The following is a 14302-nucleotide window of genomic DNA, read 5'->3' as shown; positions in this document are numbered from 1 at the left end:
GGGGGTGTGCTCTCGCCGGCCACAGGGCCGTTGCTCTTCCATGGCCTGGATTCCCTCCGGTTCACTCATGGGCCCGCAAGGGGATCCCGGCCCGCAGGGACCTCAGGGGGTACAGGGCCAACCCGGTGCCGATGGCGCCCAGGGCGTGCAAGGCCCACAGGGACCAGCGGGGATGCAGGGCGTTGCCGGCCCGGAAGGACCGCAGGGCCAGCAGGGCATCCAGGGTGCTCCGGGCCTGGGCATCACCTTCAAGGGGCATGTGGCCACCGTGGCGGACCTGCCCGCCGATGCCGCCCAGGGCGATGCCTACATCGTGCAGGCGGATGACTCCTTCCGCGTCTGGGACGCCACCAGCAGCACCTGGGTGGATGGGGGTTCGATTCAGGGCCCCCAAGGCATCGCCGGCCCGCAGGGACCCCAAGGCCTGCAAGGAGAGCCAGGCCCCCAGGGCCTGCAGGGGGTGGAGGGCCCCAGCGGCCCCCAGGGCAACCGCGGCACCGGCTGGTTCACCGGCAGTGGCGCACCCACAACCGTGCCCGGATCTGTGCCGGGTGACTTGTACCTGGATCAAACCAGCGGCGATGTGTACGTGCTGAGCTGAGGCCCGGCGCTGCGTGCTGATCACGCCCGCCGGGCCTGGATGGGCTCAGGCCAGCATCAGCCGGCGCTGCGCCTCGAGCTGGGAGCGCCGCAGCAGCTCCTGCTCGGCCAGCAGCCGCTCATCGAGCTCATCGATGCGGGCCAGGCACTGCTGGATTGCGGGGATCACCTCCTCCTCGAGCAGGGTGATCTCCTCTTCTCCATAGGGCTGCTCGATCCAGGTGCGCCGCAGCGGCAAGCCCCGCCGACGCTGAAGGATTTCCTGCACGGAGCGGAGCGTGGATTCCAGCAGCAGGAACGGATCTTCCTCAGGGCGGCAGAACGGCGATTCAGCGGAAGCCGGAATGCCAGCAGCAGAGCGTGTGGCCATGACGATCGGCGCCGAGAGCGGCGCAGCGACGGGACCGATCCCAGCGGAGGCCCGACCGCAGGAGGGCCTCAGACTGGAGAGGCCCGGAGCAAGCCCCGCCAAAAAGGGAATAGAGGAAGCGCCTCAGCCCCCACCCACCAGCTGCAGGCGCAGGGCTGCGATGGCCTTCTTCTGGGCTCGCTGCACGGCCATGGCGCTGATGCCCAACTTGAGCCCAGCGGCGCGCAGCGATAGGCCCTCCAGCAAGGTGAGCCGCAACGCGGTGGCCTGGGCAGCGGGCAGCTGCTCGACCAGCTGCTCCAAGGCCAGCTCCTCGGCATCACTGCCTGAGGCCAGCTCGGCTGCGGGCGCCTCCAACTGATCGAGCAGGGAGTGCTCGCCATCAACCTGGGCATCGAGGCTGGTGTGGCCGAGCGGGCAGGTGCCCTTCTCATGCTCCCGGCGGGAGATGCGCACCAAGCGAACGCGATCGCGGAGGTGGTGCTGCACGGCCCCGGCGATGCAGCGGCGCAGATAGGGCCCAGCGGGCTCGCCTGCTCTGCCGCGGGGAGCGGAGCGGACCAGGGCCTCCCGGGCCACCTGGATCAGATCCTCCCGCTCCACCAGCGGGAACAGGCGCCGGGCAGCTACTGAGGCAATGGCATCGGCCAGCGGCAGGTGCTCCAGCACCAGGGCATCACGGGCACGCAGGGCAGAACGGCTGAGGGTTGGGGACTGCTGGCGGCGGGAGGGAGATGAGAGGGAAGCCATCTGTGGACGGCGGAGAACCCCACCCCCACCGGTCGGCCGCAGCGCCGTGGAAAGGACAACCCGCAGGGGAGCCTGGCCCGATCCTTGACGCGGCGTGAGGACTGGCCGAGGGATGCGGTGGGTCTGCGCCGGGCTGGTGGCGCGTTTATTACGACAGCTAATGGAAGAAACCCCGAAGCCCTACTGGGGCCGAAGTTGTAGCTGAACGACAGCAGCGCCGCCTGCTGGTTGGTGCTCATCTCCGCCCAGCCGGGAATGCGCTGGGCCAAAGACCTGCAGTCGCGCTCAAGGCGGACGGAAAGCAGGGCATCGGCGAGCTACTGGCTGATCGTGTCGCCGACCTTGACCGGAGTGCCATTGATGTAGGTCGTCGTACCCCAGCCAATCGTCCAGGGGTCGCCGCCGGTCTCGGGATCGGGGTAGGCCGTGAGCCGGCAACCCTCAAACTCATTCACTAGGGGAAGCGCCACGGCTACCACTGCGGGGATGTCGGCCACAGGAGCCGGCCCAGCTCCGGCGCCAGCCTGATGGGCGCTCCAGAGGGGCCGCAGGGTGCCGTCTTCCTCAAGTGCCTGGGGGCTCATGGGCCACTAGCTGCTGCAGCTCCGCCAGCAACCAGGCCCGGTGATGTGCCCGCTCGTGATCGAAGTGCTCGTCGTAATCGCCCGCAGGGATGGGGCGGCTCATCGGAACACCACCAGCCGGCCGGGCGGCAGTGCCGGCTGGGCATGGCGATGGTGGCCTGCATACCGGAGGGGAAGAACAAGGCGCTGACCGCCATCCATCGCTCCAGGCAGGCGTTCACCTGGCGGGGCGCCTTGATCCAGTTCGGCAGCTCGCAGGCCCCCACGAAGGCCGTTAAGAAGACGATCTGACTGGTAAGCAGACCGTGGGAGGCCGTAGCTCAGAGCAGCCGCTGCATGGGGGAACATCACAAAAACAGGGGGAGCGATGCAAGCCCTTGCCGGCACGAAAACAGCACTGCAAAGTCAGCCAGTCCTCATTACCATTCGCGCAACCGAACAGGTTGACCTACCGCCTTCAATTAAGGCATCACTAGAAAGATCACACAAGGAAATGAGCTAATAGCTCACAGACCTCTACTTACAGCTTCCACCATCCACACGTGCCAGCGCAAGAAGAATTACAATAACAACAAATAATTGTCTGCCTGTACTCATTGATCTGGGAAAGGGTGAAATGTATGCGCCGGATACGAACATCTTTCATCAAGTGAGGGTAAGCAATCGCAGCAAAATCACCCGGCATCGAATGCTTGAGCGACATAGAGTCCAGAATTATGTTGGATCTAACTTCAACATTCGAAGTGGGATCCGATTCGGGGTCGCATGAATGGAAAGACATCACTTAATCCTAAGGCCAAAAGGGCAATCTGAAAACTCAGCGGTGACACAGTCGCCAGCAACTGAAGAGGTGGCTTTGAAGCCAAGCGTCAAGTGATCTGATGTGAAGAACTCAAGGAAGATTCGCTCCTTGAACACGTCGCTGAGAACTTTGCTCACCGCAACATTTAAAACAGATGATGCGACAGGCCTAGAGCCTTTGGCCTCCTCAATAATTAGGCTGGCAAAGCCATTTCGATTATCAGTGCATATCAGGGAGATGCTCCCAAAGGTAAGCTCAGGCTGCATCGGGGCACCTGAGGCAATCAAAGGGTATGTAGACCCATCAGCCAATTTGAGAGAGTAGTTATTTGAATAATACGGAAGCCACTCGTGGTAGCCAATGATTGCGGCACCGTCAGAGATTAGAGAGTCAGCAAATTGTGATATGTCGACACGCAAAAGCCCAAACTCTTGCCTGAAAGCCTCCGAAACGGCAGGAATACGAGAGGTTCCCCCAACAAGAAGCACCTTATCAACCTGACTAGGATCAATCCCAGCCCTCGCGAGCATTCTCATGGAATGGTCAAGGGCTGAGGCAACCTCATTTAAGATCAGCTGCTTGAATTCTGCCCGGCTTACTGTTAGATCAACATCAATTGGAGAACCTTCACAACGCAACGCTTGAGGGACAAAGAGATCAGCACTATCGACTGCACTAAGATCAATTTTAATCTGCTCTATGTCCGAGCGAAGGACACCCCGGAACTGAGGGTTTATCGAAAGGCTATGAGAATCAATGCCACGCTCTTGTGCGGCTTTATTCAAGACGTATTCAGTCAGAAGATTGTCGAAGTAATCTCCAGACTTATCTCTAATGCATTCAGTCGCGAGTTGCTCAAGGCGTCCAGACCCATACTCAATCACGCAGATATCCAGAGTTCCTCCACCCCAGTCAACGATTAGGCTACGGCGCTTAGTGGGGCTATCAATCATTGAAAGATTATCTTCTCTTGCTAAGTGACCTACAAATGCTGCCAGTGGCTCGTGTACAAATGTCTTTATCGAAATCCCAGCACTTGAAGCGGCGCGACTTAGGCGCTGGCGCTCATAAGAAGAGAACCTTACTGGAACCGTGAAGACCGCGTGTGAGAGTTCAGGGAATCCAGCAAAGCGCTCCAAGAGGTCGCTGCCTAGATATCTAAGGATGAGTCCAGCGATATCCTCAGGAAAGTAGTCCTCACCATAGACCGAGACAGAATAATCAGGATCAGCGAAGTAAACCTTAATAGACCGCGAAAAGATCTCCGAGATAGAGGCTGGCCTACTGTTGACAGCTTCGTATGCAACATGCCCACATTGAGGTGGGTCCGTATGATTAGGGAAATAAACGACTGATGGATGCGGCTTGTCGTTGATATTCTTGTGACTCACCAGCGATTGACCATCAAAGCTTGAGACAAGCGAATTGGTAGTGCCAAAATCAATGCCATAGGTGACCTTCATGAGATAACCTCCAGAACCTTAGCCTCAAGTTGGACAATGGCATTGCGGATCCTGCCCACTAGGCGTTGCTTAGAAGATACTGGATCTCCAGAAGAACTTTGAAGAAGCAGCTCTAGCTTAGTCACTTCAGATTCAAGGCGACGACGTGACTCAATAAGAATTGAACGTATTTTTTGGCCAGTTTTAGCGATATCAACAGTATTCCCACGTTCATTTGATAGCAGCTTAGACTCTAATCCTTCAAGCTCATCTGCGTGATGGTTCTTGATACGCATTATCTCTTGCCTAAGCTCGATCTTCTCGGTTTCGGCAATAGAAAGATCCGAACTCAACAAGGCGATAGATTTTTTGAGGCCACTAGCTTGAGATTCTGCATCCTGCAAGCTTGTGAGTTGAGAAACAAACTCGCTCAACTCATGGAGTGACCCTTCGCTGATTCGTAAGCCCCGGATGTATCTTGCTAGCGATTCATCAAAAATACGGCACACAAGTCTTGATTGAATAGGCAGGGACTTCTTGGGTTGTGCCGAGTCAAATGCTTGCAGGCTGGGATGGTTTTTTGATAGCTTTACGGTTGTATAGCTTGCCTTGACAACATCCATGCCTACCTTCGCGCGAAACTCGGAATTGGAACGGCTGTAAGCAACGGTGGCCATAAGATACGCTGTCGACGCATCAATTGATCGATTGAGATGGCTAGGCAGAAAAGTCTTCCTTCGATTATTTGAGTTATGTGATGCATCTTGCTTCTGATGTTCTCCTGCTAGGCGTTCTAAAAGGCTTTCGTCGAGTATCAGTTTCCGTTTCGCGCCGGCCAGTTTGCTAAATACCAGGGAATCATATTCTTTGACTTGGTTGGAGTTCAATATGTCAGGACAGACGTCAGAAGCAATGGTCTGAGTGAGTAGAGAATGCATTGTTGACTTAAAGTAACTAAGGCCAGACTCATCAGATAGTCCATCTTTTTCATCATTGCAATCCCGGAGAAGCCTATATAGAGAGACCGGATCGAGGAAGAGCAGTGGCTCTAGAGCCTTTTCGTATTCGGATGGAGAGAGCTGAGAGTAGCGAACTTTTATTTTATCTGTAATACGATTGATGCGGGTTTCTTCTGAGAGTTTTTCGACCAGGAGTTGGATGATTGAATCCCTAAGGGATGCGTTCTTATTTTGACCTGCAGATGCCAACGGAAGCTCGTGCTTCATGTCCTTGCACCATCTGAGCCGTACACTTCGGTAAGCCTAGCGTGGGAGACATCAGAGGGCTCTAAGACGGCAGAGCCAGAAAACTTTGCATTTACAAATGAAGCCAGGAAATACGCTTTTTTGTTTGTATATGGAGGGACATGACCGGTAGAAGTCAGCTGTTTCCACTGCAAGGAGACGTGCTTCGGGGAGATCTTCTACTGTGGCAGTGACTGCGCGGGACGCTAGGCCAATAAATTGAATCATTTGATTGGGAACACAGATTGATATTGTGCGAGTCGTGACCGGTGGACTGTCATTCAATGATAGGAGATCGGCAATCCTAGAAGGCTGAAAGAGTGAGGCTACTTTAAAGAAAGGACCTCGAGATGATGGAATGCATTCGTACCAGTCGAAGTAGACTTCGATGACCGCTCGAGCAGCAACACCAAGAGCACCGGGAAGTGAGTGCAGTCGTGGATAAATACTTTTTAGATCTTGATAGCGCCTGAATGGCAGCTCATCATATTCGTCCTCTGAATAAATCAAGAAAAGGAGCTGTATAAAGGCCGACTTAAGCCTCGATCCACTGCTGTCACCTGATAGAGCCAGCCGCTTCTCTTCTTCCCAGTCAATATCACCTTTCGCGTACAGAGCTAGTGCTTGAAGGCAAAACTCTAGGCACTCGATAGACTGCTGAGTCGATAGATCCTGGCGTTGGCGAACTGCGTCTCTGAATCTTGAGTCGCCATCTGCAGTGTGTAACAATAGACCGTGCCTGTGGACATTGAAGACATGCGAGTCCATGTCATCTCTGTCTATCTTTGCTCTGCAGATGGGGCAGATGTCAATGCGACGAGAAACAGGCAAGGGGCGAATGCTGCCCTCGAACGGTACGGTGTCAATTGCATCATCAATGAAGGCAGAGAGTATCCCCATAGCATTCGGCTCCGTTGTTACTCCTCCAATCCCTTAAACACCGCGTCCTCGGGATCTTTGTAGAACTCAATCGAGATCTTGGTCCAGAGGTCATCGGGTAGGTCGTTGAGGCCGCGGCGGGCGGAGACAGGCATCAGCAGCACTTTGGCCTGCTTCTCTACTGCCAATTCGGCGATGGCGATGGCGTTGGGGATCATCTCCACCGAGCCACCCAGATTTAGAGAGCCAATGACGATGGTGCCGCCTCGCGTGTTGCGATCAAGCAAGCCACCGACTAGGGCAATCATCACCGGTAGACCCAGGCCAGCGCCGCTCCGGTCGTTGTCCATGGCGCGCAGCTGGATGGAGTACTCATGGCCGCGCGGGTCGCGATCACCCACCAGACTCTTCGCCCGCGAGTAGAGGTTCTGCTCGCCCACCTTGGTGCTCTCGCGGAAGGCAGGGGGCACGGGCTGGTTGAGGATCTTGACCCCACTGCCAGGCCCCACTGCCACCTCAATCCGGTAGAGGCTGGGGCCGGTTTCGCCGGTGCCGGGGCTGATGGCCCACACCTGGCCAGGCGGCAGTGGATCGCCGTCAATGGCGTCATCGCTGTGGAGCTCGGGGGTGGCCACGAACTTCTCAACCCCATCGAGGCCAAGGGTGTAGCTGAAGTGGGTGTTGCGGAATTCGCTCTTGAGGCAGCGCTTCTGCTGCTCCTTGACGCGGCGGCGTGATTCCAGCGCCAGGCGCACGATCCATTCGAGATCCTCGTCCGGGATCTCCATCTCGGGATCGGGGAACAGCAGCTTGATCAGGGCGCTCACGGTCTTGTTGACACCCTCGATGTCGCGGCCGCTGAGGGCGCCACCGAGGTGGATGCGGTTCTGCATGGCCGCCAAGCGGCTGCCATCGCGCAGGCGGCTCCAGCACTCGCTGAGGAAGTCACTCACCAAACCGAAGTGGCTGCTGAGGTGTTCGTTGGGGTTGAGCTTTGGGAAATCCCAGCCCGGCGCGTAGGCGTGGATGCGGTCCTGGAAGGCCGTGTCGTCGCGCATCTCACGCGGCAGGGGGCTGAGCAGGTGGCCGATGCGTTGCTGCTGCTCCACATCGACGTCGAAGTTGCCCACCATCACGATCCCGCCCTCGGCGCGGATGCTCTCCTTGCCGCGGCTGAATTCGCCCGAGGCCATGTAGCCCTTGAGGATGTTGACGCCGTCCTTCTGATCGAAGGAGACGCCGGCCACCTCGTCAAAACAGACAACGTCGTACTGGCAGACCAGGCCGCGTTGGCCGTTGCCGTTGTTGACGAACATCTTGGCGACGGTGGCCTTACCGCCTGAGATCAAGTGGGAATAAGGGGAGATCTGCTGGAACAGGTGGCTCTTACCCGTGCCGCGTGGGCCCAGCTCGACCAGGTTGAAGTTGCGCTCCACGAAGGGAGCCATGCGCAGCAGCACCACCATCTTGGCCCGCTCATCGAGGGCGGTTGGCTCAATGCCGATCGAGCGGATCAGGAAGTCGCGCCACTCATCTGTAGTGAAAGCAGCTCGGCCCTTGGCCAGTATCCCCAGCACGTTGGGGTTGGACATCTGGATCGGCCGCAGTCCGGCGATGCGGAACGGCCGGCCGTTGCGCTCCTGGGCGATCACCGGGTCGTATTCGAGCGTCACCTCGGCGTAGAAACCATCGGTGAGCATGCGCTCGTTGGCGCGCACCAGCTCGTCGTCGATCTGGGCGTCCTTGATGGCCAGGCTGGGCACTTCTGCCGCATAGGAATCGCTGCGGGTGTCGAGCCGGGCCCGCACGATATCGATGATCTTGACGCTGCCTTGATCACGGGAGCGGGCCTTGAACAGCTCCTCTTCTCCAGTGCGCACGGTGCGGCCCTGGAGCTGCTTCTCGACGATCTGCAGGCCTTCTTCTATCTCTGCTGGATCGGTGCTGGCGCAGTAGCGGCCCAGGAGGAACTCCACCACGTAGGTGGGTACCGGGTACTGGCGGGAGTATTTGCGCACCAGGTCCTTGCGGACCAGGAAGCCATCGAAGGCCTTAGCCCCGAGCTGGTCGAGATGGTCCATCTCGCTGGTGGCGGCGATGTCGGCGCTGCTCATGCTCCGCCTCCCACCACGGTGCGGCGTTGGGCGATCACCCGGCCATCAGGGCTCAACAGCACTGCCACCACCACTGCACCTTCCAGCTCGTCATCTTCCACCAGCAGGCGGGCTCCGCCATCGTCGATCGGCTTGGCCGTGGTGGCCACTGACGGGCCTCCAGCGGCTTCTCGGCGCAGGTCGGCTGACATGCCGGCCGTGCCGCCGCTCACCTCCAGGTTGCAGCGCAGGCCCTTCCAGCTGATCTCGGTAATAGCCGCAGTGGGCGCATTGCTTGCTCCGCCAGAGACCACCAACACGGGGGTGAGGCACTCCTGCAGGCTGATGCCGCCATGGGCATAGGAGTAGCTGCCCCCTGTGTTGAAGCAGGCAGCGCCGCTTGGGGTAGCGAACTGCTCGCTGGGGTTCCAGCTCCAGGGGGCGGTGGGAACTGGCACCTGGGAGTCGCCCTTGATGGCGGCGCAGCGGGCCCACTTGCTGGCGGTGAGGTGCTTGGGCAGCTCAGCTATGGGCAGGCCATCGGGACAGAACAGCCAGCCGTGGTCGGTGACGACCTTCACTGAGCGCCAGCCGGCTTCCAGCAGCTTCTGGATACGGAGTGCCAGCCGCTCGATCTCCGGCTGGATCTGACGCGGCAGATCGTTTTGGAGTTGGTGGCCGCGGTGATCGAGATCACCGATCTCCAGCCAGCCGCGTGCGTCCGGGCCAGAAGGGAAGTTCAGTTCGCCGTCGCCCAGCACGGTGTAGCCCTGGGCGGTAAGGGCCTTGCGCAATTCGGCGGCACTGGTGGGCTTGCCGGAGCGGAAGGTTGGAGCGAAATCTTCCGGTAGGGCCTGGCCCTGGATGTCGCTGATCAGGGGCGTGATGGCGGGCTTGGCTGTGGCTGTGACGGTGGGCAGCCCCGCCCAGCGGGTGGTGAGGCTGCCGGTGATGCCCATCACCTCCAACGACTTCTGCAGCTGCCGGGCAACGTCGTAGCGGAGGCCATCAGCAAAAAACAACACCTCGCCGGGTGCGGCGGTGATGGCTCCTTGCTCTGCAGGCGCAGGCAGGCCGCTGCTGGCGACAGCTTTTTGGAAGCAGCTGGCGGTGTCATTCAGCCAGATCCGTAGCAAGGCTCCGGCCGCCTTACGCACCACGTCTTCCTCGGCGGTGCTGGCCATCGCCACTGCCTGCCAGGCGCTCAGATCAGCCTCCCAGCCATCGGTTGTGTAGGGCGCGATGAACTCCTCAGGGGTGACCCCGACCAGGGGTTGATCGGCGCGTTGGGCGAGCAGGCCGAGCGGCTCAAGCAGCTTTGCCATGGGGGAGAGCCCCAGCTGGGCCCAAATCCAGCTGCGCCGCTCGCGGTGCTGGGCTTCCAGCTCACGCACGCAGCGGCAGGCCTCGGCATGGGATTTGCCGCCCAGGGCCTGGAGACCTGCGAGCACCTGGTCTTCGCAGGCGGCGTTGTGGGAGGGCCAGCGGGAGAGGTCTTGTCCGCCGACGGCCAGGCCCATCTGTTCGGGCTCGACCCGACGCAGCAGCTCAGGGATACCTGGGAAGGCGGTGGGGTTTTCTGCAAAGCGCTGCCAGACCTTGTCCCAACCGCCTTGGCCCTTGGCGAGCCGCTCGGCAGCGGAGAGCTCACCGTCTTTGGCTGGATCGAACTTGAGCTCTTTTTTCCAGGTGGAGCAAAGGACTGCCCACTGTTCTTGGCTGCAGCGTTGCTGGAACGCCGGTGGATCCGCCATCCATTGCAGGAGGTCGCGGATCGAATCAGGAACCAAGTAGGCGTTGAAGTCTTCTGCCTCCAGCCGCTTGCCGTGCAGCTGCTCGAGCGGCACGGAGGCCACTTCAGCAAGGGCCCGGCTGAGAGCTGCTTTGGTGCCCTGATCGCCAGCAAGATCAAGACCCAGGGCATCACTGGAGCTGAGGAACGCGGCCAGGGTCCAGTCGCGCCCATTGCGCTGGAGCCAGAGGCTGCCGCGGAACATCAGCTCAATCAACGGCTCCAGCGCCCAGGGGCAACCCTCGCCGGCACGCAACTCCTGGCGGCTAATGCCAGGCAGATAAATCACCGGGATCTGACCTGCAGCCGCTTCTGCAGCGGGCAGGCTGCGATCGACGATGCAGCGCAGCCACAGCGCCGGGCCCTGCTGGTGATCGGGGTCATAGTTGCCCAGGCAAAGCAGTTCGGGTAACTGCTGCCGCAGCAGGGGAAGCAGCGGCTTCCACTCGCTGCGGGGATCGGTCCAGAGGATGGCGACGGGCGACTCTTCTGCATCGCCGTGGACGTTGCAGCCGCGCAGCTTCTGGATCAGGGATTCGAGCAGGGTGCGGGGCATGACCATCAGGTATCGCCCTCCTGGTTCAGGGGCGCTGGCTGAGCCTGAAGCTGAAAACCTTTTGCGCGTAGGCGGAGATCGATCTCTTCTGCTGCCTTAGCTGCTCGATTTCGGAGCTCGTCAGCCGTTCGGAAACCACTGAGATAACTGGCTTCGTTAGCGCTGAGGGCACCGGGGTCGATGCCGAAGGTGTGGTGGATGGCATCAGGGAACTTCTCGCGCAAACGGCGGATCACCAGGGCTTCAGGCTTGAGGGGCTTGAGCCTGCCGGCATTTACCAGCGTAATGACAGCAGCAACCTGGCCGCCACCGGCCTGGACGTAGTCGGCCAGTTCGGCCAGGGTGCCGCCTAAGCAGGTCACGTCGTCGACCAACACGTAGGCCGTGCCTGGGGTGACTGGGCCATCGAACTGTGGGCGCAGCAACAGGCGCTCCATGGCCTTGGCGCCGGTGTGAAACACACGGGAGGCCTGCACGATCTCGGTTTCCACCTCTCCGTGCAACACCTCTGCGCAGGCACTGGCGAGCACCAGGGGGATGGCGTTGTCGCCCGTGGCCTCGCGTGCATGAGGGGCCACGTAGGTGAGCTCCAGCGGGAGCTTGGCTTGCAGGTCGCTGAGGAAGTCGATGGCCAGATCCCAGACCAGATCAATGGCAGCGTCTTGCTCACCGGCTTTGGCCTGGCGGTAGGAGGGATGGGCCTTTAGCGCTTGGTCGTCGTCCCACAGCCAGTAGGGCAACGCTGCTGCGTCGGGGAATGGCTGGCTGCGGATCCGCATGCCTCAACCCTCACCCCGATGGCGAGCCCTAGCGGCTTCCTTTGCTTCACGGGTGTAGTGCAGGTCGTTCCAGCGGTTGCCGTCGAAGCTGTCGCCTGCAGGCGGTGCGCCTGGAACTGGGGCGCCGAAATCAGTGGCCATGGCTGGGCTGTTTTCATCCCAGCCCCAGAACCAGGGGAAGTCATCTTTGGAGCGCATTGGCTCCTTGCCCCTGTCCTTCGCCCACTTGATCGTGCCGGGCTTGGCACGCAGGATACCGGCGCCGGTTTTGCCGCCTTTGTGCAGCTGAGCATTGAGGAACGGGCGGATGTTGAGTCGCACACCGTCGTTGATGTCGGGCTCCCAGCCGATCGCTTGCTGGTAAAGAGGCTTCCAGCGGACAAAGATGTCGTAGGGCGATTCGCCTTCGAGGATCTTCTTGAGTTGGCCTTGCAGATCAAGAGCTGCGGCTAAGCGGTCGTCAGCGCCATTGACGCCTTCGGCCTGGTCGAGCTTCTGGCGATCAATCCAATCGCCCAGGTAGGTGTAAGCGAGCAACTCCAGAGTTTTGCGGCCTTGGCCGTTGGGTGCAACGAGCTTGTGGTAGTTCACAAGGGCGCTGAATCCGTGGGGGTTGCCATCCCAGATCTGCCAGATGAAGGGGCGGCTCTGGAAGAGCTTGTAGTGCTCGGCAAAGAAGTTCTGGCGCAGCCAGTCGCCCAGATCGGCAGCCGCTTTCTTGGCATCACTAGCCACGGCTGTTTCCAGCAACAGCTCCCGTTCCTTGGCGTTGCTCCACTCTTCGCCGAATGCTGCAGCAAGCATTCCTCGCAGACGATCAGAGGCCGCAGCTTCTCCGCGGGCAGGCGACAGGCAAACGATCCCATCATCATCAGCCAGTTTTTCCAGGCCATCTGTGGTGAGGACCGGGCAATCGGGAAAACTGGAACCGGTCTGGCGCGGCCACTGGTAGCCGAGCAACCGCGCCACGGCCACGTGCAACGGGTGGTCTGCACCTGCAGGGTGGCCGTTGAATAGCCATTGCGTCGCGTCGCTGGAAAACGGCTTCGGTAATCCGTGCGGGTATTTATACGCTGCCACCTTCTGCCAGCGCGCTAGGTCGAAGGGAACCTTCGGGAAGTAAACATATTCAACAACAACCTGCTTGTTAAATGAACGAACGGTCTCAAAGAACTCGGGCGATTCACAGAAAGTCCAAATTGCGGCGAGGTGCTTCTGGTCGCGTGGGACGAGGACAGCAATGGTGGTATCAAAAGAGGTTCCGCCATAAATTGTTGCGTTGAGATTGCGAAGACGGTTAATGCCGACACCATTGCGCCCCCAAGCATCAAGCCCAGTAACAACAACAGTAGCTCCGGCCTCCTGAAGCTCCCTTAACGCTCCTTGTCCGCTTTGCCAGAATAAAACTCCCGATCGCCCACTAAAATGCTCAGTTTTCTCAACAGAGCCGTGATGAAAAATCCAATCCTCAGATTGAGAAAATTGCTCCCAAAACTCGCAGCCAAACCTTGGAAAGTCGGTCGTTGTAATTCCGTGATAGCTGTCAATGTAGTCGCCAAGTGTTTCGGAGAAATTGATGCCAGCAGTTGATATAGACGAATCAGGATTCTTTAGTTGAGACCTCTGGCTAACTAACAAAACCGGTTGCTGAGCAATCGCAACAGCTTTCGCGCTTGGAGTAGCGCTTTTGGTTGCATCAAGCCCTAGAAAACGATGGTTTTCATTTGGCTCTTGTCTCGTCAGCCCAATCAGCGCGACGTATGCACCCGCAGCCTGTGAGCTTTCAAACGCGCTTTCCCCAAGCTGGAAGACTGTGTTCCAAGTCTGATGATTTAGTAGTGGAGGCCGCATCTTCTTGTATTTTCCAAGAAACAGCCAATTTTGAGGGGATACGAGCCCCATACTTCCACCTGATATGCAAAATTTGAGACAGCGCTCCACAAAACAAGTAGCGAGGTCTGTTTTTGCTTCAGGATGAATAGATTCGCAGTAATCTTTGAGGACATCATCCTGACTTCCGCGGCCGAGATAAGGGACGTTGGTGGCGACGAGCATGAACTGGACGGCGAGAATTTCCGCCGCCTTGGCCAGGCCGCGAGCGGTCACTGCTATTTCATGTGCGGTTTCGTCTTGGCTCTCATGCGCCAGCGCCCGTTCCAGCAAGGGTTGGAGTTCATAGAAATCTGCCACCAGCAAATCGCCTTCGTCAGCTCGCGGGTTGATAAGGCTGCCCAGCACAGAAGCCTTTTGGAACAGCCTGTAAAGCCGCTCCATTCCATTCCTGGTACCCGTTCAGGGGCCGTGACGCAGCAGCGCAGCATTCCGCCCTTGATCACTGATCAACGAGCGACCACAGGCACCACGATCGATGACAGCCGATTCAGGGATTCGGCAACAGTGATGGCATCTCA

13 protein-coding genes are annotated in these 14302 nt (G+C 59.0%); 2 read left to right on the top strand and 11 right to left on the bottom strand.

Annotated features, from left to right (window positions below; translation table 11 throughout):
- Nucleotides 1-61: 61 nt before the first annotated feature.
- A complete protein-coding gene (locus VB734_RS00250) occupies nt 62-259 on the bottom strand; it encodes a hypothetical protein (RefSeq protein ID WP_322782420.1) in 198 nt (65 codons plus the stop codon).
- On the opposite strand from VB734_RS00250, the gene VB734_RS00245 reads away from it, so the two are divergent.
- Nucleotides 260-601, top strand: a complete 342-nt coding sequence (locus VB734_RS00245; protein WP_323242853.1) for a hypothetical protein — start codon at nt 260-262, stop codon at nt 599-601.
- Between the two features lie 45 nt (nt 602-646).
- On the opposite strand, the gene VB734_RS00240 is transcribed toward VB734_RS00245, so the two are convergent.
- The 4 genes from VB734_RS00240 to VB734_RS00225 all read right to left on the bottom strand — a co-directional run bounded on the left by VB734_RS00240 (nt 647) and on the right by VB734_RS00225 (nt 2407).
- On the bottom strand, nt 647-970 hold the full coding sequence (locus tag VB734_RS00240; RefSeq protein WP_322782422.1) for a hypothetical protein: 324 nt from the start codon (nt 968-970) through the stop codon (nt 647-649).
- A 123-nt stretch (nt 971-1093) separates the two neighbouring features.
- Complete coding sequence (locus VB734_RS00235; RefSeq protein ID WP_322782423.1) at nt 1094-1720, bottom strand: sigma-70 family RNA polymerase sigma factor; 627 nt, start codon at nt 1718-1720, stop codon at nt 1094-1096.
- Nucleotides 1721-2037: 317 nt separating this feature from the next.
- On the bottom strand, nt 2038-2304 hold the full coding sequence (locus VB734_RS00230) for a glycoside hydrolase family protein (protein WP_322782424.1): 267 nt from the start codon (nt 2302-2304) through the stop codon (nt 2038-2040).
- Nucleotides 2285-2407, bottom strand: coding sequence for a hypothetical protein (locus VB734_RS00225; RefSeq protein WP_322782425.1), 123 nt, complete (start codon nt 2405-2407; stop codon nt 2285-2287). Before VB734_RS00225 ends, VB734_RS00230 begins: the two co-directional genes overlap by 20 nt.
- Before the next feature lie 41 nt (nt 2408-2448).
- Here VB734_RS00225 and VB734_RS00220 point away from each other — a divergent pair, with 41 nt between their 5' ends.
- Complete coding sequence (locus VB734_RS00220; RefSeq protein WP_322782426.1) at nt 2449-2595, top strand: hypothetical protein; 147 nt, start codon at nt 2449-2451, stop codon at nt 2593-2595.
- 489 nt (nt 2596-3084) lie between these two features.
- Here VB734_RS00220 and VB734_RS00215 read toward each other — a convergent pair whose 3' ends face one another.
- From VB734_RS00215 to VB734_RS00190, 6 genes are all read right to left on the bottom strand, one after another.
- Complete coding sequence (locus tag VB734_RS00215; protein ID WP_322782427.1) at nt 3085-4569, bottom strand: Hsp70 family protein; 1485 nt, start codon at nt 4567-4569, stop codon at nt 3085-3087.
- On the bottom strand, nt 4566-5774 hold the full coding sequence (locus VB734_RS00210; protein WP_322782428.1) for a hypothetical protein: 1209 nt from the start codon (nt 5772-5774) through the stop codon (nt 4566-4568). Before VB734_RS00210 ends, VB734_RS00215 begins: the two co-directional genes overlap by 4 nt.
- Nucleotides 5775-6709: 935 nt before the next feature.
- Nucleotides 6710-8785 carry a BREX system Lon protease-like protein BrxL gene (gene brxL, locus VB734_RS00205; protein ID WP_322782430.1) on the bottom strand — a complete coding sequence of 692 codons (2076 nt, stop codon included), beginning with the start codon at nt 8783-8785 and terminating at the stop codon, nt 6710-6712.
- On the bottom strand, nt 8782-11112 hold the full coding sequence (gene pglZ, locus VB734_RS00200; RefSeq protein ID WP_322782431.1) for a BREX-1 system phosphatase PglZ type B: 2331 nt from the start codon (nt 11110-11112) through the stop codon (nt 8782-8784). Before pglZ ends, brxL begins: the two co-directional genes overlap by 4 nt.
- Nucleotides 11113-11117: 5 nt before the next feature.
- The gene (locus VB734_RS00195) at nt 11118-11891 is read right to left on the bottom strand and encodes a hypothetical protein (protein WP_322782432.1); all 774 of its coding nucleotides are present in this window, start codon (nt 11889-11891) and stop codon (nt 11118-11120) included.
- A gap of 3 nt (nt 11892-11894) precedes the next feature.
- Nucleotides 11895-14165 (bottom strand): Eco57I restriction-modification methylase domain-containing protein, encoded by a 2271-nt coding sequence (locus VB734_RS00190; RefSeq protein ID WP_322782433.1) that lies wholly within the window; start codon nt 14163-14165, stop codon nt 11895-11897.
- Nucleotides 14166-14302: the final 137 nt, after the last annotated feature.

Source organism: Synechococcus sp. BA-124 BA4 (assembly GCF_034931165.1).
This window is presented reverse-complemented; position numbering and strand designations above follow the sequence as displayed.

What these genes read in the sequence shown, in the direction of transcription:
- VB734_RS00250 (WP_322782420.1), bottom strand. Translation starts at nt 259, where the DNA reads ATGCCCCTTGAAGGTGATGCCCAGGCCCGGAGCACCCTGGATGCCCTG.
- VB734_RS00220 (WP_322782426.1), top strand. Translation starts at nt 2,449, where the DNA reads ATGGCGATGGTGGCCTGCATACCGGAGGGGAAGAACAAGGCGCTGACC.
- VB734_RS00225 (WP_322782425.1), bottom strand. Translation starts at nt 2,407, where the DNA reads ATGAGCCGCCCCATCCCTGCGGGCGATTACGACGAGCACTTCGATCAC.
- VB734_RS00240 (WP_322782422.1), bottom strand. Translation starts at nt 970, where the DNA reads ATGGCCACACGCTCTGCTGCTGGCATTCCGGCTTCCGCTGAATCGCCG.
- VB734_RS00190 (WP_322782433.1), bottom strand. Translation starts at nt 14,165, where the DNA reads ATGGAGCGGCTTTACAGGCTGTTCCAAAAGGCTTCTGTGCTGGGCAGC.
- VB734_RS00230 (WP_322782424.1), bottom strand. Translation starts at nt 2,304, where the DNA reads ATGAGCCCCCAGGCACTTGAGGAAGACGGCACCCTGCGGCCCCTCTGG.
- brxL (WP_322782430.1), bottom strand. Translation starts at nt 8,785, where the DNA reads ATGAGCAGCGCCGACATCGCCGCCACCAGCGAGATGGACCATCTCGAC.
- VB734_RS00215 (WP_322782427.1), bottom strand. Translation starts at nt 4,569, where the DNA reads ATGAAGGTCACCTATGGCATTGATTTTGGCACTACCAATTCGCTTGTC.
- VB734_RS00235 (WP_322782423.1), bottom strand. Translation starts at nt 1,720, where the DNA reads ATGGCTTCCCTCTCATCTCCCTCCCGCCGCCAGCAGTCCCCAACCCTC.
- VB734_RS00210 (WP_322782428.1), bottom strand. Translation starts at nt 5,774, where the DNA reads ATGAAGCACGAGCTTCCGTTGGCATCTGCAGGTCAAAATAAGAACGCA.
- pglZ (WP_322782431.1), bottom strand. Translation starts at nt 11,112, where the DNA reads ATGCCCCGCACCCTGCTCGAATCCCTGATCCAGAAGCTGCGCGGCTGC.
- VB734_RS00195 (WP_322782432.1), bottom strand. Translation starts at nt 11,891, where the DNA reads ATGCGGATCCGCAGCCAGCCATTCCCCGACGCAGCAGCGTTGCCCTAC.